Source organism: Kluyvera georgiana ATCC 51603, from assembly GCF_001654985.1.
Classification (GTDB): Bacteria; Pseudomonadota; Gammaproteobacteria; order Enterobacterales; family Enterobacteriaceae; genus Kluyvera; species Kluyvera georgiana.
In genome coordinates this window covers 1-26,041 of sequence record NZ_LXEU01000062.1, presented here as the reverse complement: position 1 = coordinate 26,041, position 26,041 = coordinate 1, and the positions used below count along the sequence as shown (strand labels likewise).

The window sequence follows — 26,041 nt, the reverse complement described above, 5'->3', positions numbered from 1 at the left end:
CCCGACACGTCGGGGTTTTTTATGGCCTGAATTTCGCGGCGGCGAAGCGCATGAAAAAGCCCTGCTCCAACAGGGTGTTTTAGCTTCGCTCGACTAAAATAGAGGGATGCGCCCTGCGGAGTGCCGCACCATGAACGCCATCCCTGTTAGCCGTTTTCTCACCGCCTGCCTGAGCGCCCTGCTGTTGACCGGCGCCGCTTTCGCCGCCGTACAGCCAGAGGACTCGCCCGACGCGCTTGAGGTCAATATCGAGAGCATTATGCAGCCCTGGAAGGGCGACCAGCCTGGCATGCTCGACCGCCGGGTCATTCGCGTGTTGACCACCTACAGCAAAACCTTCTTTTTTATCGATAAAGGCCAGCAGCGCGGGGCCACCCACGATATCTTCGCCGAATTTGAACGCAGCCTGAATGCCCAGCTGACCAAAGAGAAAAAGCTCAAGCAGCGCCACCTCAAGGTGCGAATTATCTTCGTTCCGGTGACCCGCGATAATCTCTTTACTGCCCTGAACGAAGGTAAAGGCGATATTGCCGCAGCCAATCTTACGATCACCGCAGCACGCCAGCAGCAGGTGGCTTTCACTGCCCCGATTTACAGCGATATTCAGGAACTGCTGATCTCGGGCCCCGCGTCACCGCAGGTGAAAAACGTGGACGAGCTCGCCGGTAAGACGGTCTTTGTCCGTCGTTCATCCAGCTACTATGAAAGCCTTGAAGCCCTCAATGCGCGCTTTGCCAAAGCCTCTCTCCCACCCGTCGTCATCAAGCCCGCCCCCGAAGCGCTGGAAGACGAGGATCTGCTGGAAATGCTCAACGCCGGGCTGATTCCGCTGATCGTGGTCGATCGCCACAAAGCGCTGTTCTGGAAACAGGTGTTCCCGAAAATCCAGGTTCATGAAGATATTGTGCTACGCGATAACGGCAACATCGCCTGGGCGGTGCGCAAAGATAACCCGCAGTTGCTGGCGAAGCTCAACGGTTTTATTAAAGACAACCGCCAGGGCAGCACCCTGGGCAATACCCTGTTGCTCCGCTATCTGAAAAGCGCGAAATACGTCAAAAATGCCGCAGCAGAGAAAGAACGGCGCAAATTTTTGAAGATGGTCGAGATTTTTCGCAAATACGGCGACCGTTATGACGTCGACTGGCTGCTGATGGCGGCACAGGGTTATCAGGAGTCGCGGCTGAATCAGTCCGTGCGCAGTCACGTTGGCGCGATTGGCGTCATGCAGGTGATGCCGAGCACCGGCAAAGAATTGAAGGTAGGTGATATCAAGCAACTGGATCCGAATATCCACGCCGGGGTGAAGTATATGCGCTGGATGATCGACCGCTACTACGGTGACGAACCGATGACGCAGCTGGATAAGGCACTGTTTTCTTTCGCCTCTTATAATGCTGGCCCGGCACGGATTGCGCGTCTGCGTACGGAGACGAAAAAGCGCGGTTTTGACCCTAACATCTGGTTTGGTAACGTGGAAAACCTCGCTGCCGAGAAGATTGGAGCCGAAACGGTCACCTACGTGAGCAACATCTATAAGTACTATATCGCCTATCGGCTGATTCTCGATGAGATGAACCGGAAGCGGGCAGCGACGGGGAAACCGCCGATTTTGCCCGCCACCGATAAAAACAACGGCTAGCCCCGGTTACGGTATTTGTTTGACCCGTACCCCCTGCAAACGTCGCAGGGTAATGGTGCTGGCCCCCTGATAAGCGTCCTGAATATGCGCCGTGATCAGCGCGACCGCGCGCGCTTCATCACGCTGTTCAATGGCTTCCAGCAGCTCCGCGTGCTCTTTGTAGGTCTGGTTAACACGGGTTTCATATTCAAAATCGAGCCGCCGCATAATGCGAATGCGGTTGGTGATATTGGTCAGAATCGCCGTCAACTCCCGATTACCCGCCGCCTCGGTGAGCGCAAGGTGAAACTGTTCGTCCAGCGCGGCAATATCATCGCAAGCCAGCCCCTCCCGCGGCGCAACCCGCCAGATAGCGTTCAGCCCGGCAAGTCCCTCACGGTTCACCTTTGCCGACGTCGAACGGCACAGAGCGCGCACCGTATTCACTTCAATCAGCGCGCGCGTCTCGTACAGGTCTTCATAGACATCGAAATCAATGGGAAAAACTTCCCACCCGTTACGCAGACAGCGTCTGACCAGCCCCTCGTTTTGCAGCAATAGCAGCGCTTCGCGAACCGGCGTGCGGGAACATCCCAGGCGGCGGGCAATGTCCACCTCCGTGAAACGATCGCCGGGCAGCAGGACAAACTGATAAATCTCCTGCCGCAGCTGCAGAAACACCCGCTCTGAATGCGCCAGAAGTGGCGTGGGTTCCGATGTCGTGACCGTCATAAGTGCTCCGCATTAACTGTGCTGGCGAATAAAGCGCGCACGCCAGGGTTTCAGCACCCACAGCGCCAGCCCGGCGGTGATGAAATCAAGGGTAATCGCACAGCCAAAGACCACGTGCCACCCTTGAGTATGCTGGTACAGCAGCGCGGCCAGCGGCCCGCCGAAAATCGAGCCAATCCCCTGCGAGATATACAGCCAGCCGTAGTTCGAGGCGGCATGCTCGCTGCCGAACGTGTCGGTCAGCGTGGAGGGGAACAGCGAGAAAATCTCACCCCAGCCGAAGAACACCACCCCGGAGAGCAGCACGAACAGCAGCGGATCTTCCCGGCAGGCCAGCCATAGCGTCATCGCCACCCCTTCGAGAGCAAAGGCGATAAACATGGTCTTTTCACGACCGTAACGGTCGGAAATAAAACCGAACAGCGGGCGGGTCAGACCGTTGGTAAAGCGGTCGATGGTCAACGCCAACGGCAGCGCGGCCATGCCGAATACCACCGCTTTACTGATGCCGAAATCCTCAGCAAAGATGGCCATTTGCGAGGTCACCATGAGCCCGGAAGTGGACATCATCGCCATCATGGCAAACATCAGCCAGAACAGCGGCTGGCGCAGCATTTCGCGAGAGGTGAACTGACGCGTCCCCTGCACGATTTTCCGGCTGATGGGCTGCACGGTCGAGTGAGGCGGCAGACTCAACCCCTGACTGGCCAGCAGACCCACGATAGCGAAGACGATACCGAACACGGTCATGGTCTGCTCCAGGCCATAGTTGCCCAGCGAAATCGAGATCGGGAAGGTGGTCAAAATCGCCCCCATGCCATACCCCGCCGCCACGGCCCCTGCGGCAAAGCCCCGGTTTTGCGGGAACCACTTCACCATCAGCCCCACCACACCGATATACACAATCCCGGTGCCCACCCCCCCGATGCAGCCGTAGACCAGATACAGCGCCACCAGGCCGTTAATGTGCGCGGAGAGCACCCAGCTCATTCCGGCCATTACCGTGCCAATCGAGATCAGCAGTCGGGGGCCAAACCGTTCAACCAGACGTCCCTGGAAAGGAGAAAAGAAGGTTTGCAGAATAATGAGCAGTGAAAAGGTCACCTGCAGCTCAGGCAGGCCCACACCCAGCTTTTCGGTCAGCGGTTTAGTCAGCAGCGTCCACACATACTGCGGGCTGGAGATGGAGGCCATACAGATAAGCCCCAACACCAGCTGCGCCCATTTGCCAAATTTTGGTGCCACCAAAGGTTCTCTGAGAACGGTCATTTTACGCTCCAATAGACGAAAAAATGTCGCCAGAAAGCGGGCGCGTTTTACGCGCCGCGTCATTCCAGGAATGTTTCAGTTGGAAAATGCTGGGTTACCAGCGGGCGACGCCGCCGTCGCTACGCGGGTCGCTTCCGCCTTCCAGCATGCCGTTGCCATGCCGGAGGATTGCCCCGGCATGCCCCATGAGGTCGTCGTAAGGGGGGTAAATCTCGACGTCATGGCCGTACTGTTTGAGGGTCTCGGTAGTCGCCGCTCTCAGGCGGCTTTCAATCTTCAGCGTGTCGCTGCTCTCGCCCCAGGTGCGCCCTAACAGCCAGCGCGGAGCGGCGATAGCCGCCTGAGGCGTCATGTTCTGATGGAGAATGCGGTCAAAAACCGCTGCCAGCGTCTGCGGCTGGCCGTCACCGCCCATGCTGCCGTATACCAGCGCATCGCCGTTGGCCAGCCTCGCCAACCCGGGGTTGAGGGTATGGAACGGCAGACGGCCCGGTTGAAGCGGGTTGGTGGCGCTCGGGTCCAGCGAAAAACTGCTGCCGCGGTTTTGCCAGATGATGCCGCTATCGGCGAGGATCACCGCGCTGCCGAACTCGTGATAGATGCTCTGAATAAAGCTGACCGCGGTGCCGGAGCCGTCGATAACGCCCATCCAGACGGTATCCGCCGGCCCGCGTCCTTTACCCCAGGACTGTGCCCGGTCGGGCACAATCTGCGCGCTAAGCTGAGCGATATTGTCTGCCGTCAGCAGCGACTGTGGGTCAAGCGTCATATGCGCTGGATCTGTGATGTGGCGATCGCGCAGGGTAAACGCCAGCTTGGTTGCTTCGACACAGTGGTGAACAAAATCCGTTTCGTCAGCAATTGCGCCTTTTTTACGCTGCTGCTCAATCATGCCGGTAATCAGCAGCGAGACCAGCCCCTGCGACGGCGGCGGGAGGTTATAAACCGTTCCAATATCCGTTTCCAGCGCCAGCGGCTTCACCCGCGCCGCGCGATAAGCATCAAGATCGCTAAAGCGCAGCAAGCTCCCGGCGGCTTCCAGTTCGCTGGCGATCAGACGTGCGGTTTCACCATGATAAAAATCCCCAAGCCCATGGGTTGCCAGGCGTTCCAGCGTGTTAGCAAGCGCGGGCTAAAGCAGTAAATCGTCAGGGGTGAGCGCCTGACCTTCCGGCGCAAACAGGCCGCAAAATCCGGGATACTGACCGAGCTGCGGCAGCCGCGCGGTAATCTGTTGATGCAGCCCAGAGGTGACCGGCACGCCATGACGCGCATAGTGAATAGCATCGTGCAGCAGACGCGTTAACGGCAGCGCCGCGTTGTCCGTATGTTCTCCCGCCCACTCCAGCGCGCGCTCCCAGCCGCCAACCGTGCCCGCGACGGTATTGGCCGCCAGCGGGCCGCGTACCGGAACCTGCGTGTAGCCCGCCTGGCGATAAAAATCGATATTCGCTTTTTCTGCCGCAAAGCCACAGGCCTGAATCGCCACCGGCTCTTCGCCGGGCCGGGAAATTAGCCAGAATCCATCGCCGCCGATGCCGTTCATATGTGGGTAAACCACCGCGACGGTCGCCGCGGCGGCGACCATCGCCTCAACCGCATTGCCGCCGTCACGCAAAACGGCCACCGCGCTTTCGGCGGCCAGCGAGTGCGGCGCAACGGCCATGCCCTGCATACATTTAGCTGATTGGATCTGAGTCATCGTCTGCACCTTGCCTACATGTGTGTATACACGGATGTAGGCACAAAGCGTGCCAATTGTTATTTTTGTTAATTATCTGATGGTTATGTGAATGAGATTCAAAAAACGGCGATTAACGCGGGGCAACTCGCGCACCGAAGCGGTGCTGATGTCGGCTGATGGTGCGCATTAAAAAAGCAAAAACCCTGCCGAAGCAGGGTTTTGAGCGTCTTGATGAGCGCCGTCGAAACGGCGGCAAATCAGAACGGGATATCGTCGTCGAAATCCATCGGCGGTTCGTTAGACGGTGCCGGAGCGGACTGCTGCTGCGGGCGAGACTGCGCGCCGCCGCTGAACTGATTGCCACCCTGCGGCTGCTGAGGCTGACCCCAACCGCCCTGCTGCTGGCCGCCGCCCATGTTGCCACCGGCCGGTGCGCCGCCGCCCTGACGGCCACCCAGCATCTGCATGGTGCCGCCCACGTTCACCACCACTTCCGTGGTGTATTTTTCAACGCCGGACTGATCGGTCCATTTACGGGTACGCAGCTGACCTTCGATATAAACCTGAGAGCCTTTACGCAGGTATTCACCCGCCACTTCCGCCAGTTTGCCAAACAGCACAACGCGGTGCCATTCGGTCTGCTCTTTCATTTCACCGGTCGCTTTATCACGCCAGGATTCGGAAGTAGCCAGCGTAATGTTGGCGACTGCGCCACCATTCGGCATGTAGCGCACTTCCGGGTCCTGGCCCAGATTACCGACGAGAATCACCTTGTTGACGCCTCTGCTGGCCATGATTGTCTCTCCTGAATACGATTCTTGATTAAGTGTAAACGCGCGAGTGTACCATTTCCAGACGGTATTTTGGTAGCTGCGAGGCGCATTCCAGTAAACATCTCACCGCTATGCAAATTTTCATCAGCATCCTGAATCGGCATTCCTATACTGTATATTCATTCAGGTTAAGTTGTGTCATAATTAGCCATTTCTGCCGTTTGTCCTTCAAACAAACCAGGCAAGCCGTGTATCTTCTACCGGGAAAGGTGAATGGATAAGATCGAAGTTCGGGGCGCCCGCACCCATAATCTCAAAAACATCAACCTCGTCATCCCTCGCGACAAACTGATCGTCGTGACCGGGCTGTCCGGGTCTGGCAAATCCTCACTGGCTTTTGACACCCTCTACGCCGAGGGGCAGCGTCGCTATGTAGAATCACTTTCTGCCTACGCGCGCCAGTTCCTGTCGTTGATGGAAAAGCCGGACGTCGATCATATTGAAGGGCTGTCGCCGGCGATTTCTATCGAGCAGAAGTCGACCTCGCACAACCCGCGTTCAACGGTAGGCACCATCACCGAAATTCACGACTACCTGCGCCTGCTGTATGCGCGCGTTGGCGAGCCGCGCTGTCCGGATCACGACGTGCCGCTGGCGGCGCAAACCGTCAGCCAGATGGTGGATAACGTGCTGTCGCAGCCTGAAGGCAAACGCCTGATGCTGCTGGCCCCGATCATTAAAGAGCGTAAGGGCGAGCACACCAAAACCCTGGAGAACCTGGCAAGCCAGGGCTATATCCGCGCGCGTATCGACGGCGAGGTTTGCGACCTCTCCGATCCGCCGAAGCTCGAGCTGCAAAAGAAACACACCATTGAAGTGGTGATTGACCGCTTCAAGGTACGCGACGATCTCGCCCAGCGCCTGGCGGAGTCTTTTGAAACCGCGCTGGAGCTTTCCGGCGGTACGGCGGTGGTCGCCGATATGGACGACCCGAAAGCGGAAGAGCTGCTGTTCTCCGCCAACTTCGCCTGCCCGATTTGCGGCTACAGCATGCGCGAGCTGGAACCACGCCTGTTCTCCTTCAACAACCCGGCGGGCGCCTGCCCGACCTGTGACGGTCTGGGCGTACAGCAGTACTTCGACCCGGACCGCGTCATCCAGAACCCGGAGCTGTCGCTGGCTGGCGGCGCGATTCGCGGCTGGGATCGTCGTAACTTCTACTACTTCCAGATGCTGAAATCGCTGGCGGACCACTACGAGTTCGACGTGGAAGCGCCGTGGCAAACCCTGAGCGCCACCGCGCAGAAAGCCATTCTCTACGGTTCCGGCAAAGAGTCGATTGAGTTCAAATACATCAACGATCGCGGCGATACTTCCGTGCGCCGCCATCCGTTCGAAGGCGTGCTGCACAACATGGAGCGCCGCTATAAAGAGACGGAATCCAGCGCGGTGCGCGAAGAGCTGGCAAAATTCATCAGCAACCGTCCGTGCGTCAGCTGTAACGGTACCCGTCTGCGTCGCGAAGCGCGCCACGTCTACGTGGAAAATACGCCGCTGCCGACCATCTCCGACATGAGCATCGGCCACGCGATGGACTTCTTCAATAACCTGAAGCTCTCCGGCCAGCGGGCAAAAATCGCTGAAAAAGTGCTGAAAGAGATTGGCGATCGCCTGAAGTTCCTGGTGAACGTTGGCCTTAACTACCTGACGCTCTCCCGTTCCGCAGAAACCCTCTCCGGCGGTGAAGCCCAGCGTATCCGTCTGGCGAGCCAGATTGGCGCGGGGCTGGTCGGCGTGATGTACGTGCTTGATGAGCCGTCCATCGGCCTGCACCAGCGCGATAACGAACGCCTGCTTGGCACCCTGATTCACCTGCGTAACCTCGGTAACACGGTGATCGTGGTTGAACACGATGAAGACGCGATTCGCGCCGCCGACCACGTCATCGACATTGGCCCAGGCGCCGGTGTCCACGGCGGTCAGGTGGTAGCTGAAGGCACGCTGGACGACATTATGGCGGTGCCAGAGTCGTTGACCGGGCAATTCATGAGCGGCAAACGCAAAATTGAAGTGCCGATGCAACGCGTTCCGGCTAATCCGGAAAAAGTACTGAAGCTGACGGGGGCATCAGGCAACAACCTGAAAGACGTGACCCTGACGCTGCCGGTGGGTCTGTTTACCTGCATCACCGGCGTGTCCGGTTCCGGTAAATCAACGCTGATAAACGATACGCTGTTCCCGATTGCCCAGACGCAGCTAAATGGCGCGACTATCGCTGAACCCGCGCCGTACCGCGATGTCCAGGGGCTTGAGCATTTCGATAAGGTCATCGACATCGACCAGAGCCCGATTGGCCGCACGCCGCGTTCCAACCCGGCCACCTACACCGGCGTGTTTACACCGGTACGTGAACTGTTTGCCGGCGTGCCGGAATCACGTTCACGCGGCTATACGCCGGGCCGTTTCAGCTTTAACGTCCGTGGCGGGCGCTGCGAAGCCTGTCAGGGCGATGGCGTGATCAAAGTGGAAATGCACTTCCTGCCGGATATCTACGTGCCGTGCGACCAGTGCAAAGGCAAACGCTATAACCGCGAAACGCTGGAGATTAAGTACAAGGGCAAGACCATCCACGAAGTGCTGGATATGACCATTGAAGAGGCACGTGAGTTCTTCGATGCCGTGCCGGCGCTGGCGCGTAAGCTGCAAACCCTGATGGACGTGGGCCTGACCTACATTCGTCTCGGCCAGTCGGCGACCACCCTCTCCGGCGGTGAGGCCCAGCGCGTGAAGCTGGCGCGCGAGCTATCAAAACGTGGTACCGGTCAGACGCTCTATATTCTCGACGAGCCGACCACCGGCCTGCACTTTGCCGACATCCAGCAGCTGCTGGAAGTGCTGCATCAGCTGCGCGACCAGGGCAACACCATCGTGGTGATTGAACACAACCTGGACGTCATTAAGACCGCGGACTGGATTGTCGATCTGGGTCCGGAAGGCGGCAGCGGCGGCGGTGAAATCCTCGTGTCAGGCACGCCGGAAACGGTGGCGAACTGCGAAGCCTCGCATACCGCACGCTTCCTGAAACCGCTGTTGCAGTAATTACGAGTACATCTGCTGCCGGACGGCTTCCGGCAGCAGATCCACCGCCAGCTGATAGGACGCGTCCACCAGATAGTAAATTTGCGAATTCGGCAACGAGCCGTCGAGATAAACGGTGCTCCAGTGCGCTTTGTTGAGATGACGACTTGGGCGCACGTCTTTATGCTGCTGGCGCAGCAGTTCTGCCAGTTCGGGGCTGGTTTTCAGCGACACCGCCGGGCGGTCTTCCACATCCTTTACCATTGCAAAAAGCACATCAGCGACTTTAATCTGCGTCGCTTTCCAGTCACTGTGCACGCTCTGTTCCACGCCACGTTTAGCCATGCAGTACAGCAGAAGATCCGAACTGGTCATTGTTATACCCCTTAGTCTCGCGAGCCACCTTGTGCAGAAAAGCATCATCTCAGTGTGCAACAAGACGCCGAAAGGATAAACCTTTCAGCGCCTGATTTTGACTAAAAAAGCATCATTTATTGGTAGGGTGTACGTCGCATACTGTAGGCCGGATAAGCGAAGCGCCATCCGGCAGCACAGAGCAGATTGCCGGAGGGCGGCGTAAACGCCTTATCCGGCCTACAGTGGTTTGGGGTTAGTACTCGGAGTTAACGATCACTTCTTCGTTAAACGCACCGGCCTGCGGTAGCGGGCGATAAGTCGAGTTGGAGGCGCGCAGGACGCGGATACCACGGGCACCCACTTCACGCGCGGCGGTGATATCGTTATCGGAATCACCGTAGAACACCCTGATGTTCTTCTCTTTTAGCCACTGGGTCTTGGTGTTCTGGCCCGGCTGATCGCCGGCAAAAATCACCGGATTCATGTTAACGCCCGGGATCAGGAAATCATCCTGCAGCGTTTTCGATACGGTCTCGGTTTTAGTCTGGCTGCGGCCGGTCACGAAGTAAATGCTATCGCCGCGCTTGACGTGCATGGCAATCAGCGAACGGGCGACCTCTTTCGGGATGCTGAATGCGTCCCAGCCGTTGTTCATTTTTTCCCAGAACTCTGGGTTTTTCAGGTAATCCTGGCTATCCGGGGAGTAGGTTCTTTGCCCGCGCCAGAAGCCAGGGCTTGAGAACAGCACGGTGTCATCGATATCAAAACCTACCGCCATCGGCGGATGGCCCATCAGGCTGTTTTCAATCTGCGCCACGGAAACCCAGTGAATCGGCGCCTGTTCGGCCAGCTTCGCAACATCGGTTCCGGGGTAAAGCGGAGATGGCGACGACGCATGGGCCGTCACCGTAGAATTCAGTGCAAATAACAAGCAGACGGCACTGAGAGCTTGCGTGATCTTGCGCATATTTTCCCTTAATTCGTCGAATCGTTATTGTAATAAAGTGGGCGGTACTTCAAAGAAAGCCACTGGCGACCTTACCGTCTGAGGGGTACGAATGAAAGGGATTTCTAAGATTAATCCTGAAAAAACCTGGGGGATCACATTTTGCTTTCAAGGAGTGACTCTGGCCCGGAATCGGCCTCCAGACCAGAGTAAGTACTTGCTTACATTATGGCAGCAAAGGCTTTTGCCACACGCTGAACATTGCGACTGTTCAGCCCTGCCGCACACATACGACCGCTGGCAATCAGGTAAACGCCAAACTCGTCGCGCAGGCGATCAACCTGTGCTGCGCTCAGGCCGGTGTAGCTAAACATCCCGCGCTGCTTGAGCAGATAATCGAAATTACCGTCTGGCATCTCTTCTTTCAGCACATTCACCAGCGCATGACGCATCTCCAGAATTCGCGTACGCATCCCTTCCACTTCGGCCAGCCACATCGCCTTCAGCTCCGCATCGCCGAGGACGGCCGCCACAATCTGCGCGCCAAAGTTTGGCGGGCTGGAGTAGTTACGGCGTACCGTCGCCTTCAGTTGGCCCAGCACGCGCAGCGCGGTTTCATTATCTTCACAGATAATCGACAGTCCGCCGACGCGTTCGCCGTACAGCGAGAAGATTTTAGAGAATGAGTTGCTGACCAGCGCGGGCAGGCCAGCGTCGGCAATCGCGCGGATCGCATAGGCGTCTTCTTCCATACCCGCGCCAAAGCCCTGGTAGGCGATATCGAGGAACGGAATCAGCTCGCGCGCTTTCAGCACCTCAACCACGCCGTCCCACTGGTCATTGGTCAGATCGGCACCCGTTGGGTTATGACAGCACGGATGCAACAGCACGATGCTACGCGCCGGCAGCGTGTTCAGTTTCTCCAGCAGCGCTGCGTAACGCACGCCGTTGGTTTCGCTATCAAACCATGGATAGGTGTCGACGGTAAAACCTGCGCCTTCAAAGATCGCGATATGGTTTTCCCAGGTCGGGTCGCTGACCCAGACGCCGGAATCCGGGAAGTAGCGCTTCAGGAAATCCGCGCCCACTTTCAACGCGCCGGAGCCGCCAAGCGTTTGAATGGTGGCCACGCGCTGCTGCTGGAGAACCGGGTGATCTGCGCCAAACAGCAGCGGCGCCACGGTATGACGGTAGCTGTTCAGCCCTTCCATCGGCAGGTACAACGACGCGCCGTGCGGCTGCGCGTTAAAGCGCGCTTCCGCTTCAGCGACCGATTTCAGCTGTGGAACAATACCATTTTCGTCATAAAACAGACCGATGCTGAGGTTTACTTTGTCGCTGCGCGGATCTTCTTTGAAACGTTCCATTAATGAAAGAATGGGGTCGCCCGCATAGGCGTCAACTTTTTGAAACACGCGATGGTTCTCCGGGTTTACAGAAGGCAGGAAATAACACAATAAACCGGATGGGAAGGAAGGTCGAGCGGTTGTTGCGGTTGGTGAAAAGATTGCCGGATGGCGGCGTAAACGCCTTATCCGGCCTACGGACAATGCGCGATATAGTGATGTAGGCCGGATAAGCGCAAGCGCCATCCGGCACGCTACAGGCTTAATCGATATACTTCATCGCCACCCGCGAGGTCAGGCGCGTAATAAGTTCGTAAGCACTCACTTTCGTCATTTCCGCGATGCGTTCAACCGGCAGACCTTCGCCCCACAGAATGACCGTATCACCGGTTTTGTCCTGCGCCTGCGGGCCTAAATCGACGCAGATCATGTCCATCGCCACGCGGCCAACAATCGGCACTTCGCGGCCATTCACCAGCACCGGCGTACCGGACGGCGCGGCACGCGGGTAGCCGTCACCGTAGCCCATCGCCACCACGCCCAGCCGGGTATCGCGTTCGCTGACCCAGGTGCCGCCGTAGCCAACCGGCTCACCCGCTTTGTGTTCGCGCACGGCAATCAGGCTGGAAGTGAGCGACATTACCGGCTGCATGCCGAAATCCGGCCCCCACGGCTTCTGCTCCAGCGGCGATACGCCGTAGAGGATAATGCCGGGGCGCGCCCAGTCGAAATGCGACTGCGGCCACAGCAGAATGCCGCCCGACGCTGCGATAGAGCGCAACCCCGGCTTGCCTTCGGTAAAGGTGGTAAAAATATCCAGCTGTCGCTCGGTGGCGCCACAGTCCGGCTCATCGGCGCGGGCAAAGTGGCTGACAATGTTCACCGGCTGGCGGACGTTTTTGCAGGCGCTCAGGCGCTGATAGAAGGCTTCCGCCTGTTCCGGGCGCACGCCCAGGCGGTGCATGCCGGTATCAAGCTTCATCCAGACGGTCACCGGCTCGCTCAACGCGGTGGTTTCCAGCGCTTCAAGCTGTTCGATGTTATGCACGGCGGTATGCAGGTGCTGCTCGGCAATCGTCGGCAGATCGGTCGCGTTGAAGAAGCCTTCCAGCAGCAGGATCGGCTGAGTAATGCCGCCCTCACGCAGGCGCAGGGCCTCTTCAAGACGGGCAACGCCAAAAGCATCGGCGTCGGGGAGCGTTCGCGCGGTCTCGAGGAGGCCGTGTCCGTAAGCGTTCGCTTTCACCACCGCAACCAGCTTGCTGGCAGGCGCCAGTTCACGCAGACGTTGCAGGTTGTGTCGCAGAGCGCGGCGGTTAATGACTACAGTTGCCGCTTGCATTTGTGTTCCTTGATATGTGTTTGCTTGAGTAACCTGATTCAGCGTTGTTATTCGTCGTCGTACTGCGGGCCCGCGTAATTATCGAAGCGCGACCATTGACCGTTAAACGTCAGGCGCACCGTGCCGATTGGGCCGTTACGCTGTTTACCGATAATGATTTCGGCGATGCCTTTTAAGTCACTGTTTTCGTGATAAACCTCATCACGGTAGATGAACATGATTAAGTCGGCATCCTGCTCGATGGAGCCGGATTCACGCAGGTCGGAGTTGACCGGGCGTTTATCCGCACGCTGTTCCAGAGAACGGTTAAGCTGCGACAGCGCCACCACCGGCACGTGCAGTTCTTTGGCTAACGCTTTGAGAGAACGTGAGATTTCGGCAATTTCCAGCGTACGGTTGTCAGAGAGCGACGGCACACGCATCAACTGGAGGTAGTCGATCATGATAAGGCCAATACCGCCGTGTTCACGGGCAATACGGCGCGCACGGGAGCGCACTTCCGTCGGCGTCAGGCCGGAGGAGTCATCAATGTAGATGTTTCGTTTTTCCAGCAGAATCCCCATGGTACCGGAGATGCGCGCCCAGTCCTCGTCGTCGAGCTGGCCGGTACGGATGCGGGTCTGGTCAACGCGCGACAGCGACGCCAGGGAACGCATCATAATCTGCTCTGAGGGCATCTCGAGGCTGAAAATGAGGACCGGTTTATCCTGCAACATCGCCGCATTTTCGACGAGGTTCATCGCAAATGTCGTTTTACCCATTGATGGACGCGCGGCGACGATGATCAGGTCCGACGGCTGGAGACCGGCGGTTTTCTTGTTGAGATCGTCATAGCCGGTGTTCACGCCGGTCACACCGTCGTGCGGCTGCTGGAACAGCTGCTCGATACGCGCTACGGTGGCGTCGAGCACTTCAGTAATGTTTTTCGGGCCTTCGTCTTTATTCGCGCGGCTTTCAGCGATTTTAAAGACGCGGGACTCCGCGAGATCCAGCAGGTCTTCACTGGTACGCCCCTGCGGGTCGAAACCGGCCTCGGCGATTTCGTTGGCCACGGCGATCATTTCGCGGACAACGGCACGTTCGCGCACGATATCGGCATAAGCGCTGATGTTCGCCGCACTTGGCGTATTTTTTGACAGTTCTGCCAGATAGGCGAAGCCGCCAACGCTGTCCAGTTGCCCCTGCCGCTCCAGCGATTCCGCGAGCGTGATCAGGTCAATCGGGCTGCCGCCCTCCTGCAAACGCCCCATCTCCGTGAAGATATGGCGGTGCGGACGAGTATAAAAATCTTCTGCGACAACACGCTCGGCGACATCGTCCCAGCGCTCGTTATCCAGCATCAAACCGCCCAACACCGATTGTTCCGCTTCAATCGAGTGCGGCGGTACTTTCAGCCCGTCTACCTGAAAATCGCGGACGCGAGGTTCGGCTTGCGGTTTGTTGAAGGGTTTATTTGCTGCCATAGTGAATGGTATTACCGAGATAAAGAGTGGGTCGAAAGATTACCACATAATTGTTCAGGAGGAAGCATGGCAACCCGTATTGAGTTTAGCAAACATGGCGGCCCGGAAGTGCTGAACGCCGTCGAATTCCCCCCCAATGCCCCTGCCGAGAACGAAGTGCAGGTGGAAAACAAAGCGATTGGCATCAACTACATCGATACCTATATCCGCAGCGGACTCTACCCACCGCCGTCGCTGCCAAGCGGCCTGGGCACCGAAGCCGCGGGCGTGGTCAGCCAGGTAGGCGGCAACGTTAAACACGTTAAAGCCGGCGATCGCGTGGTGTATGCGCAGTCCGGCCTGGGTGCTTACAGCTCGGTGCACAACGTCGCGGCGGATAAAGTGGCCCTGCTCCCGGCGGCTATCTCCTTTGAGCAGGCAGCCGCCTCCTTCCTCAAAGGGCTAACCGTCTACTACCTGCTGCGCAAAACCTACGAAATCAAACCCGGCGAACCGTTTCTGTTCCACGCGGCAGCGGGCGGCGTAGGGCTGATTGCCTGCCAGTGGGCCAAGGCGCTGGGTGCGAAGCTCATTGGTACCGTCGGCAGCGCGGAAAAAGCGCAGCGTGCCCTACAGGCAGGCGCATGGCAGGTGATTAACTATCGCGAAGAGAACATCGCCGAACGGGTGAAAGAGATTACCGGCGGGAAAAAGCTACCGGTGGTATACGACTCGGTTGGCAAAGATACCTGGGAAGCGTCGCTGGACTGCCTGCAACGCCGCGGGCTGATGGTCAGCTTCGGTAACTCGTCTGGCCCGGTGACCGGCGTGAATTTGGGCATCCTCAACCAGAAAGGATCGTTGTTCGTCACGCGCCCTTCCCTCTACGGCTACATCACCACCTACGACGAGCTGAAGGAGGCCAGTCACGAGCTGTTCTCGCTGATCGCCAGCGGCATTATCAAGGTGGACGTCGCGGAGAGTCAGAAGTATCCGCTGAAGGAGGCGCGTCGCGCGCATGAGATTCTGGAGAGCCGGGCCACGCAGGGTTCAAGCCTGCTGATTCCATAACGTTGCGGTCGCACAAAAGACTAGGGCTTCCCGTAGGAAGCCCTTTCTTTTTTTAGTTCGGCTGTATGTAGGGTACAGCTCGATGAATTCGTTATCGGCGGCAATAGTGACAGATTTATTACGCGAATCCTACGGAGATTTATGCAAAATTATTGAGGTTGTGACATACCCCTCAATACCTCCGGTAATTGCCGCGGTACGACTGATTTTTTGGGGCATTGACCGCCCGAATGATCCACACCGCTGCCACCGCCAGGATAAGCCAGGGCAGTAGCTTAATCATAATAGCAAACAGGCCACCGACGAACATCAATACCGTCGCCACCACCAGCGCGGCGATAATGCCGAGCAGGGAAATCCCCGTCACTAATAGCATCACGAAAAACCCAATCACAAATAACAGTTCCAGCATGGTCGCTCTCCCGGAAATCACTCTTTTCTCTGAGCTGACTATTACAAGAAACGTGCCAAAAATAACTTATTGATTATCAACAAAAACGCCCCGCATAAACAGGCGAGGCGTGGTGAATTTGACCAGGTTTTAGCGAAATAATTAGCGCTTATCGGCCACCAGCTTGAGCGCATGTTCCAGCACGTTGATATCGGCCCCCGCTTTATGGGCATTTTCGCTCAGATAGCGGCGCCACTGGCGCGCGCCCGGAATACCCTGGAACAGCCCCAGCATATGACGGGTGATATGGCCCAGCCAGGTGCCGTTGCTCAGCTCACGCTCAATGTACGGGTACATTGCCCGCACCACTGCCACCGGGTCGGCATCAACATCGGTGGCGCCGAAAATCTCGCGGTCAACGGAGGCCAGAATGCCCGGGTTCTGGTAGGCTTCGCGGCCGACCATAACGCCATCCATGTGTTCCAGATGCCCCTTCGCCTCTTCCAGCGATTTAATACCGCCGTTGATGGACATCGTCAGATGCGGGAAGTCTTTTTTAAGCTGATAAACGCGCGGGTAATCCAGCGGTGGAATTTCGCGGTTCTCTTTCGGGCTCAGGCCGGAAAGCCAGGCCTTGCGCGCGTGGATAATAAACATATCGCACTCGCCGCGGCCGGAAACCGTGTTGATGAAATCGCAAAGGAATTCGTAGCTGTCCTGGTCGTCAATGCCGATACGGGTTTTGACCGTGACCGGGATAGAGACGACGTCGCGCATCGCCTTCACGCAGTCAGCGACCAGTTGGGCATTGCCCATCAGGCATGCGCCAAACATGCCGTTCTGCACGCGATCGGACGGGCAACCCACGTTCAGGTTGATTTCGTCATAGCCGCGTTCCTGCGCAAGCGCGGCACAATGTGCCAGCGCCGTCGGGTCGCTGCCACCCAGCTGCAATGCCACCGGATGCTCTTCTTCGCTATACGCCAGATAGTCGCCCTTGCCGTGAATAATCGCCCCGGTTGTGACCATTTCGGTGTACAGCAGCGTGTGCTGAGACAGCAGTCGCAGGAAATAGCGGCAGTGTCTGTCTGTCCAGTCGAGCATCGGCGCGATGGAGAAACGGTGAGCAGCAAAAGCGGGAGTCGAAGATTCTGACAGCATGGCGATTATTTAAGCATTCGAAAAAAGGGCGGCCACTATAGCACAGACAAAGAGGGGATACGATCCACCTTGCTGTGATATCAAAAAGTGATATCATCATCTTGTCCGGTGGCCAACATGACAAAGGATTAATTGGCATGAAATCACTCAACGCCAGGCACCAAAAAACGTTACGGTTGATCTTCTCAATGCCCACGCCAGCCACGCTGGAATGGCGAAAAATTGAAGCATTATTTATTGCTTTAGGTGCAAAAGTTTCAGAAGGACAGGGATCCCGGGTACGATTCGAAATCAATCAGGTGGTGGCCTCATTCCATCGCCCTCATCCTGACAAGGAAGCCAAGGTTTATCAGGTTCGCGATGCAATGGCATTTCTTATCGCAGTAGGAGTGACTCCATGATGAATACCATGACGTATAAAGGCTATGCCGCAAAAATCGATTACAGTGACGAAGACATGTGCTTTATCGGTCGCGTTGCGGGGATCAGAGATGTTATTGGTTTCCACGCCGATAACGTAACAGACCTGCGTAAAGCCTTCGAAGAGGCGGTGGATGATTATATTGCTTACTGCAAAGAGCAAGGGCGTGAACCCCTTCGTCCGGCCAGTGGCAAAATCAGCCTGCGCATCTCTCCCGAAGTGCATTCGGCCATCAATATCGCCGCAGAAGTTTCTGGCAAGAGCGTCAATCAGTGGATTAACGATACGCTTTCCAGAGCGGCCCACGGTTAGCCGGTGTAGGCCAGATAAGCGCAGCGCCATCAGGCAATCCAGAGCAGATTGCCTGATGGCGGCGTAAACGCCTTATCCGGCCTACAAGGTCGGTGGTTAGAACGTGACGCTCAACTGGGCGCCTGCGCCCCAGGTTTGATCCTCACCATAAAGGCCCATCAGGTCGACGTGCACCCGGTTAAACGGCGCAAAGCCAACGCCGCCGGTAAAGACGTTGCTGTCGTTGTTTTTCACGTCAGCGCGGTAACCGGCGCGCACCGCCAGCCAGTCCAGCGGGCGCACTTCTGCGCCAACACCCACATACTGCGACGTGTCTTCACTTTTAAAGCCCTTGGTCTCCGTCAAATCGCCATCGGCACTTAACGTCAGGAAATCGGTATGCCAGGCCACGCCAGCGGTCACCAGCGGGCGAATCTGATACGTATCGCGTACGCCAGCCACCTCTTTGGTGTCGATATCGCGCGAGAAGAGGTTTTGCCCGCTCAATCCCACCGTCCAGTTATCGCCAAAATCTGCGGCCATCCCGGCATCAACGTTAAAGCCGGTATCATCGTTGCGATAGCGGCTGCTGTTGATGTCGTCGCTGCTGAAGTTGTAAATCGAGACGGTGTAGTTATAGAGCCAGGTTTGTTGCAGTTTTGGCGTAATGCCCAGCGAAACCGGTACGCCGCCGACATCAAACTGGCGAGCAATCGCCACGCCGTAGTCGGAGACAATCGCCGCACGACCATAACCTTTGGACTTAAGATCTTGTGGATTAACCGCCAACGCCGTCGCCGGAACCGACTGGACGCCGCGCAGGAGATCGATATCCCCCTGATCGATATACGAGCTAACCCTCGCCCGGGCATTCGCTTTTGCCACAAAAGCGACCGCCAGCACGTCGTTTGGAATGCTGACCGCCAGCCCTGCTCCGGCTTTGGCATTAGCGGTCTTCCCTTTCAGGGCGGAGAGTTGATTGGCAAGATCGCCCGCCGCAGCAGACACCTGTCGGGATGCCGCGCTGTTCGGATTGGCGAGATCGGCAAGATTAATGGTGCTCAGCACTCGTCTATAGCGCTGGACATCATCGCTGATGTCGCCGATTTTGTTGCGCAGATCGTCCTTATCGGAGATCTGCGCGCCAATTGACGGCACAATCAGCGTGATATCGTCGTCCGGTTTTGCCTTTGCCAGCAGCGCCGGGTTAATTAACACGCCGCTGCCGTAGTTCGCCGAAGCCATGCCCGTGCCGCCCATCGCGTCGTTACGTGCTTCCGACCAACCATTTGCAGCCCCTGCCTGTCCCGCCACAAAAAAGGAGACAGCCACCCCCATCAGCGAAAATTTGTCTTTTTTATTCACAGTTTGCTCGTCTTATTGTCTGTAATGAAACAACCCTCCACCCGTTATCGCCTGGATGGAGACGAACCGTTGCTGTGAATAGGGAGGGAAAAAGCGTCTTGTTCCCCTAACTGAAATTTTCTTCGGTTATCGTTATTTTTAATAAGCACTCTAATCTTTATAGAAGAAGAGACTAATTTCGCCCAGGTTTTCCATCGTGCGGGCCAAAAAACTGCGGCGGATGGTCAACCCAGCGATCGTCGCGCGTAACGGCGTACGACGCATTTAACGGATAGTAAATCCGGTTATGTTTCTTATTAGCCTCCCCCACCACCAGCAGACGAACCTCTTCTGACGTGTTGTTGATAAAGGTATGGCAGACGCCCGTTCCGGCCGGAAAGCCTACGCTATCGCCCGGTTCCAGCTTCCATAAATAGCCGTTGATCCACGCCTGTGGGTAGCCTTCCAGCACGTAGATAAACTCCTCTTCGTCGCTTTCAGCGTGCGGGTAGGACGTGCGGCGGCCTGGCGGCAAGCGTTCGTGGTGAATACCAAGATGTCTCAGCCCCAGCGCGCGGGCTAGCGGCGCGCCGATAGAGAAGCGTTCATCGCTGTCGGGATAGGTTGAGTCATCGGGTCCTTCAACGTCGTGCCAATGGCGAATACAGTCGGGTCTTTTCATTATTTTTCATCCTGAGTGTGAAGTACACCTGCTATAACACAGCTATAGCACACCTGTGGAAACTCGGCGTTTCCGGCATAACATGGTAAAGTAGAGGCTCATTTCCCCGTGACCTGAGGACGCCAATGGATAAGACCACCACGCAAGAACTGTTAGCGCAAGCTGAAAAGCTGTGCGCGCAACGCGGCGTGCGCCTGACTCCGCAACGTCTGGAAGTGTTGCGCCTGATGAGTCTGCAGGAAGGGGCTATTAGCGCCTATGACCTGCTGGATCTACTGCGCGAGAAAGAGCCGCAGGCCAAGCCGCCAACCGTCTACCGCGCGCTGGAGTTTCTGCTCGAGCAGGGCTTTGTGCACAAGGTCGAGTCTGCCAACAGCTACGTACTGTGCCACCTTTTCGATCAGCCGACTCATACCTCCGCGATGTTCATCTGCGATCGCTGCGGCGTGGTGAAAGAAGAGTGTGCGGAAGGGGTAGAGGACATCATGCATACGCTGGCCGCGAAGATGGGCTTTGCGCTGCGCCACAACGTCATTGAAGCGCACGGGCTGTGTTCCGCCTGCGTGGAAGTTGAAGCCTGTCGCGCGCATGAGCACTGCCATCACGACCATACGATTCATACTAAAAAGAAATCCCGCTAACGCGGGATTAATGTGGAGCGTACCTCCCTGTACGCATGGGCAGGAGGAGTGCGTTACCAGCGGTGGTTGTGCCGTTTATCCCAGCTATCCACCTCTTTTTCCGCCTGATCTTTTGCGTATCCATAACGTTCCTGGATTTTACCGACCAGCTGATCGCGTTTACCTTCGATCACCGTGATGTCATCATCGGTCAGTTTGCCCCATTGCTCTTTCACTTTACCTTTAAGCTGCTTCCAGTTACCGCCGACTTCGTCTTTATTCATCATTGAATCCTCGATCGTCAGTGAATGAATAGCGAGAGAGTGTGAACTCTTTTTCGCTAAGCGTGAGGTTAATTGTAGTCAGTCATTCTGAGCATGATTCACTATTCGGAATCTTTAACCATCACATCAGGAAAACCAGCTGTTATTTCGCCAGTGGCGTCGCCAGATATATGCCAACGACAGGCCGCGCAGCGCGAGGAAAACGGCCAGCGCCAGCCACAGCCCATGGTTGCCGAGTACCGGCAGTGCCAGCAGCGTCAGCGCAAAACCGGCGGCGGCAACCGCCATGCTGTTGCGCATCTCGGCGCCTCGCGTGGCGCCGATAAACATGCCGTCCAGCAGATAACACCAGACGCCAATCACCGGCAGCACCACCTGCCACAGCACGTAACGATCGGCCAGTTGCTGCAGTTCGGGCAGCGAGGTAAGTAACGCGACGATATTTTCGCCAAACACGGCGTATACCAGCGCAAAAGCCAGCGCCACGACACCCGCCTGACGGCACGCGGCGCGCCAGACCTCAAGCAGTTTACTGCCATCGCGCGCGCCATACGCCTGGCCGGAGTGCGCCTCTACCGCATAAGCGAAGCCGTCCAGCGCATAGGCGGTGAAAGTGAGCATCGTCATCAGCACCGCGTTCACCGCCACCACTTCACCACCGAGCCGCGCGCCAAAGACGGTGACCGCGCCGAAGCACAGCTGTAACAGCAGGGAACGCAGCATAATGTCGCGGTTGAGCGCCAGCAGGCGGCGGATGTTGCCGCGCCAGGCGGTTTTCAGCATCGCCCAGGAGATGCCGCGCATCGCCATCACTTTGCGCACCATCCCCAACCCGACCAGCAGGGTCGCATATTCGGCAATCGCGGTGGCGAGCGCCGCGCCCTGCACGTTCATGTGCAGCCCCATCACCAGCCACAGGTCGAGCACAATGTTCAGCACATTCCCCACCACGAGCAGCACTACCGGCGCGCGCGCGTACTGCACGCCCAGTAGCCAACCCAGCAGGACCAGGTTCGCCAGGGAAGCAGGCGCGCTGAGCCAGCGAATGGCGAGGAAGCGCCGCGCCTGTTCTAACACCTCACCGCTGCCGCCGACGATAGACAGCGCCAGATTAATCAGCGGGGTTTTAAACACAATGATCAGCAGCCCGGCGCCCAGCGCCAGCATCAACGGTTGCACCAGCGCGCGGGCCAGCGCCTGCGGGTTCTTCGCGCCAAAGGCCTGCGCCGTCAGGCCGGTTGTGCTCATGCGTAAAAACAGCAGCAGCATAAACAGGAAGCTGGTCGCCGTCGCCCCGATGGCGACGCCGCCCAGATAGACGGGGCTGTCCAGGTGACCGATCACGGCGGTATCGACCAGACCCAGAAGAGGTACGGTAATGTTGGAGAAGATCATCGGTAGCGCAAGGCGCCACAGCGCTTTATCAGCGGAAGTGAGTAGCGACATGGGTATCAACCAGAACGAAAAAAGGCTGCGATAGCGGATGTATCGCAGCCATTAGAGAGGGGGCGTTTTTACAGCCATTCGCCGTTGCGGATAACGCCAACGGCCAGCCCTTCAATGGAGAAATTCTGCTGACGCAGATCGACCACGATCGGCTTAAATTCGCTATTTTCCGGCAGCAGTTCGACGACGTTACCCTGTTTTTTCAGGCGTTTTACCGTCACTTCTTCGTCAATACGTGCGACCACGACCTGGCCGTTGCGTACATCCTGAGTCTTATGCACCGCGAGCAGATCGCCGTCCATAATCCCGATATCTTTCATCGACATGCCGCTAACGCGCAGCAGGAAGTCGGCGCTCGGTTTGAACAGCGACGGATCAACCTGGTAATGGCCTTCGATATGCTGCTGGGCCAGCAGCGGTTCGCCCGCCGCGACGCGACCTACCAGCGGCAGACCTTCTTCTTCTTCCACCAGCAGGCGGATACCGCGAGAAGCGCCGGAGACAATCTCAATGACACCTTTACGCGCCAGCGCTTTCAGGTGCTCTTCAGCCGCGTTTGGGGAACGGAACCCCAAGCGCTGAGCAATTTCCGCACGCGTCGGCGGCATGCCCGTCTGGCTGATGTGATCCCGGATGAGATCAAACACCTCTTGCTGCCTGGTCGTTAACGCTTTCATTCCGCCCCCTGGGTGTATATACAGTTATGCTGTGAGTATATACAGCTAGTGTTTATTTTGAAACCATAAAACGCACGAAATCAGGCAGTTTTCACAGCTTTAGTGGAAATGCGCCCACAGCAGCGTGCCCCAGGTGATGAGCGCGACGAAAATCGCCAGCAGCACCGCCGCCGACCCCATGTCTTTTGCCCGCCCGGACAGCTCGTGGTATTCGGAGCCGATGCGGTCCACCACCGCTTCCAGTGCACTATTGAGAATTTCCACTATCATCACCAACAGGACGGAGCCGATGAGCAGCACGCGCGTGATGGCGTCGACATCCAGCCAGCAGGCGATAATAATCGCCAGCACCGACGCGACCCCCTCCTGGCGGAATGCGGCTTCGTTAATCCACGCCGCGCGAAATCCTTTCCAGGAATAGCCCGCTGCTTTGATGATTCGGGTGAGCCCGGTGGTATTATTGGCCATCTCAAGAACCTTTTTTGTTATTACGTCAATGACAATGCGTGTTATGAAGCGGTAGAACAGAAATTCTGCTGACTTTCTGATATTCTTGCCGCGCATTTGCATGATTAACCAGAGGCTTTACATCGTTTATGTCCGGCTGGCCACGAATTTACTACAAATTACTGAATTTACCATTAAGCGTACTGGTAAAAAGCAAGTCTATTCCCGCAGAACCTGCACAGGAATTGGGGCTTGATACCTCGCGTCCTATTATGTACGTCCTGCCTTATAACTCTAAGGCCGACCTACTGACGCTGCGCGCCCAATGTCTGGCGCATGATTTACCCGATCCGCTTGAACCGCTGGAAATCGACGGCACCCTGCTGCCGCGCTACGTGTTTATCCACGGCGGCCCGCGCGTGTTCACCTACTACACGCCGAAAGAAGAGTCGATCAAGCTGTTCCACGACTACCTCGATCTGCACCGCAGCAATCCAGACCTGGATGTGCAAATGGTGCCGGTCTCCGTGATGTTCGGGCGTTCACCGGGCCGAGAGAAAGGCGAAGAGAATCCACCGCTGCGAATGCTCAACGGCTTCCAGAAATTCTTCGCCGTCTCCTGGCTGGGCCGCGATAGCTTCGTGCGCTTCTCGCCGTCCGTTTCGCTGCGCCGCATGGCCGACGAACACGGCACCGACAAAATCATTGCGCAGAAGCTGGCGCGCGTCGCGCGTATGCACTTTGCACGTCAGCGTCTGGCGGCGGTTGGCCCGCGTCTGCCGGCACGTCATGACCTGTTCAAAAAGCTGCTGGCATCGAAAGCCATCGCGAAGGCGGTAGAAGACGAAGCGCGCAGTAAGAAAATCTCGCACGAGAAAGCGCAGCAGAACGCTATTGCGCTGATGGAAGAGATTGCGGCTAACTTCTCCTATGAGATGATTCGCCTGACCGACCGTATCCTCAGCTTTACCTGGAACCGTCTGTATCAGGGGATTAATGTCCATAACGCCGAGCGCGTACGCCAGCTGGCGCACGACGGCCATGAAATCGTCTACGTGCCCTGCCACCGTAGCCATATGGACTACCTGCTGCTCTCTTACGTGCTCTATCACCAGGGGCTGGTGCCGCCGCACATTGCCGCAGGTATCAACCTGAACTTCTGGCCTGCCGGCCCGATTTTCCGCCGTCTGGGCGCGTTCTTCATTCGCCGTACCTTCAAGGGCAACAAGCTTTACTCCACGGTGTTCCGCGAATACCTCGGCGAACTGTTTAGCCGCGGCTACTCCGTTGAATACTTCGTGGAAGGCGGGCGTTCCCGTACCGGTCGTCTGTTGGATCCGAAAACCGGCACCCTGTCGATGACCATTCAGGCGATGCTGCGCGGCGGTACTCGCCCGATTACGTTAGTGCCGATTTACATCGGCTACGAGCACGTGATGGAAGTGGGTACCTACGCCAAAGAGCTGCGCGGCGCAACGAAAGAGAAAGAGAGCCTGCCGCAGATGCTGCGCGGGCTGAGCAAGCTGCGTAATCTCGGCCAGGGCTACGTCAACTTCGGCGAACCGATGCCGTTAATGAACTACCTGAATCACCACGTGCCGGAGTGGCGCGAGTCGATCGACCCGATCGAAGCCGTACGCCCGGCGTGGCTGACGCCGACCGTCAATAAACTGGCAGGTGAGCTGATGGTGCGCATTAACAACGCCGGTGCCGCCAACGCCATGAACCTGTGCTGCACCGCGCTGCTGGCCTCTCGCCAGCGTTCGCTGACCCGCGAACAGCTGACGCAGCAGTTGGAGTGCTACCTGGCGTTAATGCGTAACGCGCCGTACGCGCCGGATGCTACTGCACCAAAAGCCTCCGCCAGCGAGCTTATCGACCACGCGCTGCAGATGAATAAGTTCGAAGTTGAGAAAGACACTATCGGCGACATCATCATTCTGCCGCGCGAGCAGGCGGTGTTGATGACGTACTACCGCAACAACATCGCGCACATGCTGATTATGCCGTCGTTGCTGGCCACCATCATGACTCAACATCGCCAGATCTCCCGCGACCAGGTGTTGAGTATGATCGAGACGCTGTATCCGATGCTGAAAGCCGAGCTGTTCCTGCGCTGGACGCCTGAAGAGCTACCGGCAGTCATCGATACGCTGATCGCCGAAATGTCGCGTCAGGCGCTGATTAGCGAGCAAAACGGCGAGCTGCGCATCAACGCATCGCACTCCCGCACGCTGCAACTGCTGGCTGCAGGCGCACGTGAAACGCTGCAACGCTACGCAATCACCTTCTGGCTGCTGAGCGGCAACCCGTCGATGAACCGCAGTACGCTGGAGAAAGAGAGCCGTACGCTGGCGCAGCGCCTGTCGGTGCTGCACGGCATCAACTCGCCGGAGTTCTTCGATAAAGCGGTGTTCTCGTCGCTGGTGTTAACCCTGCGCGATGAAGGCTATATCAGCGACAGCGGCGACGCCGAGCCGGAAGAGACGATGAAGGTTTACCAGATGATGGCGGGCCTGATTACCTCGGACGTGCGTTTGACGATAGAAAGCGTGACGCAGGAAGAGGCGTAAAAGATTAAGGGCGAATATTTATATTCGCCTTTTTTTTGCATAT

23 protein-coding genes and 1 pseudogene are annotated in these 26,041 nt (G+C 57.2%); 7 read left to right on the top strand and 17 right to left on the bottom strand.

The window, feature by feature from the left end; genetic code table 11:
• Positions 1–130 precede the first annotated feature (130 nt).
• Positions 131–1,642, top strand: a complete 1,512-nt coding sequence (locus tag M989_RS15070) for an MltF family protein (protein ID WP_064546680.1) — start codon at positions 131–133, stop codon at positions 1,640–1,642.
• 6 nt (positions 1,643–1,648) lie between these two features.
• Here the strand turns inward: M989_RS15070 and M989_RS15065 are convergent, their stop codons facing one another.
• From M989_RS15065 to ssb1, 4 genes and pseudogenes are all read right to left on the bottom strand, one after another.
• Entirely contained in the window at positions 1,649–2,353 is a 705-nt protein-coding gene (locus M989_RS15065) for a GntR family transcriptional regulator (RefSeq protein WP_064546678.1), read from the bottom strand.
• Between the two features lie 12 nt (positions 2,354–2,365).
• Positions 2,366–3,685 carry an oxalate/formate MFS antiporter gene (gene oxlT / locus M989_RS15060; RefSeq protein WP_425337857.1) on the bottom strand — a complete coding sequence of 440 codons (1,320 nt, stop codon included), beginning with the start codon at positions 3,683–3,685 and terminating at the stop codon, positions 2,366–2,368.
• Between the two features lie 31 nt (positions 3,686–3,716).
• A pseudogene (locus M989_RS15055) lies at positions 3,717–5,324 on the bottom strand (gamma-glutamyltransferase family protein).
• A 239-nt stretch (positions 5,325–5,563) separates the two neighbouring features.
• A complete protein-coding gene (ssb1, locus tag M989_RS15050; protein WP_064546676.1) occupies positions 5,564–6,100 on the bottom strand; it encodes a single-stranded DNA-binding protein SSB1 in 537 nt (178 codons plus the stop codon).
• Positions 6,101–6,352: 252 nt separating this feature from the next.
• Here ssb1 and uvrA point away from each other — a divergent pair, with 252 nt between their 5' ends.
• Positions 6,353–9,178 carry an excinuclease ABC subunit UvrA gene (gene uvrA, locus M989_RS15045; protein ID WP_064546674.1) on the top strand — a complete coding sequence of 942 codons (2,826 nt, stop codon included), beginning with the start codon at positions 6,353–6,355 and terminating at the stop codon, positions 9,176–9,178.
• Here the strand turns inward: uvrA and M989_RS15040 are convergent, their stop codons facing one another.
• The 5 genes from M989_RS15040 to dnaB all read right to left on the bottom strand — a co-directional run bounded on the left by M989_RS15040 (position 9,179) and on the right by dnaB (position 14,611).
• Positions 9,179–9,532, bottom strand: coding sequence for an MmcQ/YjbR family DNA-binding protein (locus M989_RS15040; protein WP_064546672.1), 354 nt, complete (start codon positions 9,530–9,532; stop codon positions 9,179–9,181). It lies immediately after the preceding gene.
• A gap of 235 nt (positions 9,533–9,767) precedes the next feature.
• Positions 9,768–10,481, bottom strand: coding sequence for an acid phosphatase AphA (gene aphA / locus M989_RS15035; RefSeq protein ID WP_064546671.1), 714 nt, complete (start codon positions 10,479–10,481; stop codon positions 9,768–9,770).
• Positions 10,482–10,681: 200 nt separating this feature from the next.
• On the bottom strand, positions 10,682–11,875 hold the full coding sequence (tyrB, locus tag M989_RS15030; RefSeq protein ID WP_064546669.1) for an aromatic amino acid transaminase: 1,194 nt from the start codon (positions 11,873–11,875) through the stop codon (positions 10,682–10,684).
• Between the two features lie 193 nt (positions 11,876–12,068).
• A complete protein-coding gene (gene alr / locus M989_RS15025; RefSeq protein WP_064546667.1) occupies positions 12,069–13,148 on the bottom strand; it encodes an alanine racemase in 1,080 nt (359 codons plus the stop codon).
• A 47-nt stretch (positions 13,149–13,195) separates the two neighbouring features.
• Positions 13,196–14,611, bottom strand: a complete 1,416-nt coding sequence (gene dnaB, locus M989_RS15020; protein ID WP_064546665.1) for a replicative DNA helicase — start codon at positions 14,609–14,611, stop codon at positions 13,196–13,198.
• 66 nt (positions 14,612–14,677) lie between these two features.
• Between dnaB and M989_RS15015 the strand changes: the two genes are divergently transcribed.
• On the top strand, positions 14,678–15,661 hold the full coding sequence (locus M989_RS15015) for a quinone oxidoreductase (RefSeq protein WP_064546663.1): 984 nt from the start codon (positions 14,678–14,680) through the stop codon (positions 15,659–15,661).
• 172 nt (positions 15,662–15,833) lie between these two features.
• On the opposite strand, the gene pspG is transcribed toward M989_RS15015, so the two are convergent.
• Complete coding sequence (pspG, locus tag M989_RS15010) at positions 15,834–16,073, bottom strand: envelope stress response protein PspG (RefSeq protein WP_064546662.1); 240 nt, start codon at positions 16,071–16,073, stop codon at positions 15,834–15,836.
• Between the two features lie 141 nt (positions 16,074–16,214).
• Positions 16,215–17,213, bottom strand: a complete 999-nt coding sequence (gene dusA, locus M989_RS15005) for a tRNA dihydrouridine(20/20a) synthase DusA (protein WP_064546660.1) — start codon at positions 17,211–17,213, stop codon at positions 16,215–16,217.
• A 137-nt stretch (positions 17,214–17,350) separates the two neighbouring features.
• Between dusA and M989_RS15000 the strand changes: the two genes are divergently transcribed.
• Both M989_RS15000 and M989_RS14995 read left to right on the top strand, forming a co-directional pair.
• On the top strand, positions 17,351–17,614 hold the full coding sequence (locus tag M989_RS15000; protein ID WP_064546658.1) for a type II toxin-antitoxin system HicA family toxin: 264 nt from the start codon (positions 17,351–17,353) through the stop codon (positions 17,612–17,614).
• Positions 17,611–17,946, top strand: coding sequence for a type II toxin-antitoxin system HicB family antitoxin (locus M989_RS14995; protein WP_240492969.1), 336 nt, complete (start codon positions 17,611–17,613; stop codon positions 17,944–17,946). The genes M989_RS15000 and M989_RS14995 overlap by 4 nt, the downstream gene beginning before the upstream one ends.
• A gap of 96 nt (positions 17,947–18,042) precedes the next feature.
• Here the strand turns inward: M989_RS14995 and M989_RS14990 are convergent, their stop codons facing one another.
• Positions 18,043–19,290 carry a conjugal transfer protein TraF gene (locus M989_RS14990; protein ID WP_064546656.1) on the bottom strand — a complete coding sequence of 416 codons (1,248 nt, stop codon included), beginning with the start codon at positions 19,288–19,290 and terminating at the stop codon, positions 18,043–18,045.
• A gap of 172 nt (positions 19,291–19,462) precedes the next feature.
• Positions 19,463–19,951: a cupin domain-containing protein gene (locus M989_RS14985; RefSeq protein ID WP_064546654.1), complete on the bottom strand. Its 489-nt coding sequence runs from the start codon at positions 19,949–19,951 to the stop codon at positions 19,463–19,465.
• Between the two features lie 125 nt (positions 19,952–20,076).
• Here M989_RS14985 and zur point away from each other — a divergent pair, with 125 nt between their 5' ends.
• The gene (gene zur, locus M989_RS14980) at positions 20,077–20,592 is read left to right on the top strand and encodes a zinc uptake transcriptional repressor Zur (RefSeq protein ID WP_064546652.1); all 516 of its coding nucleotides are present in this window, start codon (positions 20,077–20,079) and stop codon (positions 20,590–20,592) included.
• A gap of 53 nt (positions 20,593–20,645) precedes the next feature.
• Here the strand turns inward: zur and M989_RS14975 are convergent, their stop codons facing one another.
• From M989_RS14975 to M989_RS14960, 4 genes are all read right to left on the bottom strand, one after another.
• Positions 20,646–20,855, bottom strand: coding sequence for a CsbD family protein (locus M989_RS14975; protein WP_064546650.1), 210 nt, complete (start codon positions 20,853–20,855; stop codon positions 20,646–20,648).
• A gap of 126 nt (positions 20,856–20,981) precedes the next feature.
• Positions 20,982–22,301, bottom strand: a complete 1,320-nt coding sequence (gene dinF / locus M989_RS14970; protein ID WP_064546648.1) for an MATE family efflux transporter DinF — start codon at positions 22,299–22,301, stop codon at positions 20,982–20,984.
• Between the two features lie 68 nt (positions 22,302–22,369).
• On the bottom strand, positions 22,370–22,978 hold the full coding sequence (gene lexA / locus M989_RS14965) for a transcriptional repressor LexA (protein ID WP_064546646.1): 609 nt from the start codon (positions 22,976–22,978) through the stop codon (positions 22,370–22,372).
• Between the two features lie 99 nt (positions 22,979–23,077).
• Positions 23,078–23,446, bottom strand: coding sequence for a diacylglycerol kinase (locus tag M989_RS14960; RefSeq protein ID WP_064546644.1), 369 nt, complete (start codon positions 23,444–23,446; stop codon positions 23,078–23,080).
• Positions 23,447–23,574: 128 nt separating this feature from the next.
• Here M989_RS14960 and plsB point away from each other — a divergent pair, with 128 nt between their 5' ends.
• Complete coding sequence (gene plsB / locus M989_RS14955) at positions 23,575–25,998, top strand: glycerol-3-phosphate 1-O-acyltransferase PlsB (RefSeq protein WP_064546642.1); 2,424 nt, start codon at positions 23,575–23,577, stop codon at positions 25,996–25,998.
• The last annotated feature ends 43 nt before the right edge of the window (positions 25,999–26,041 follow it).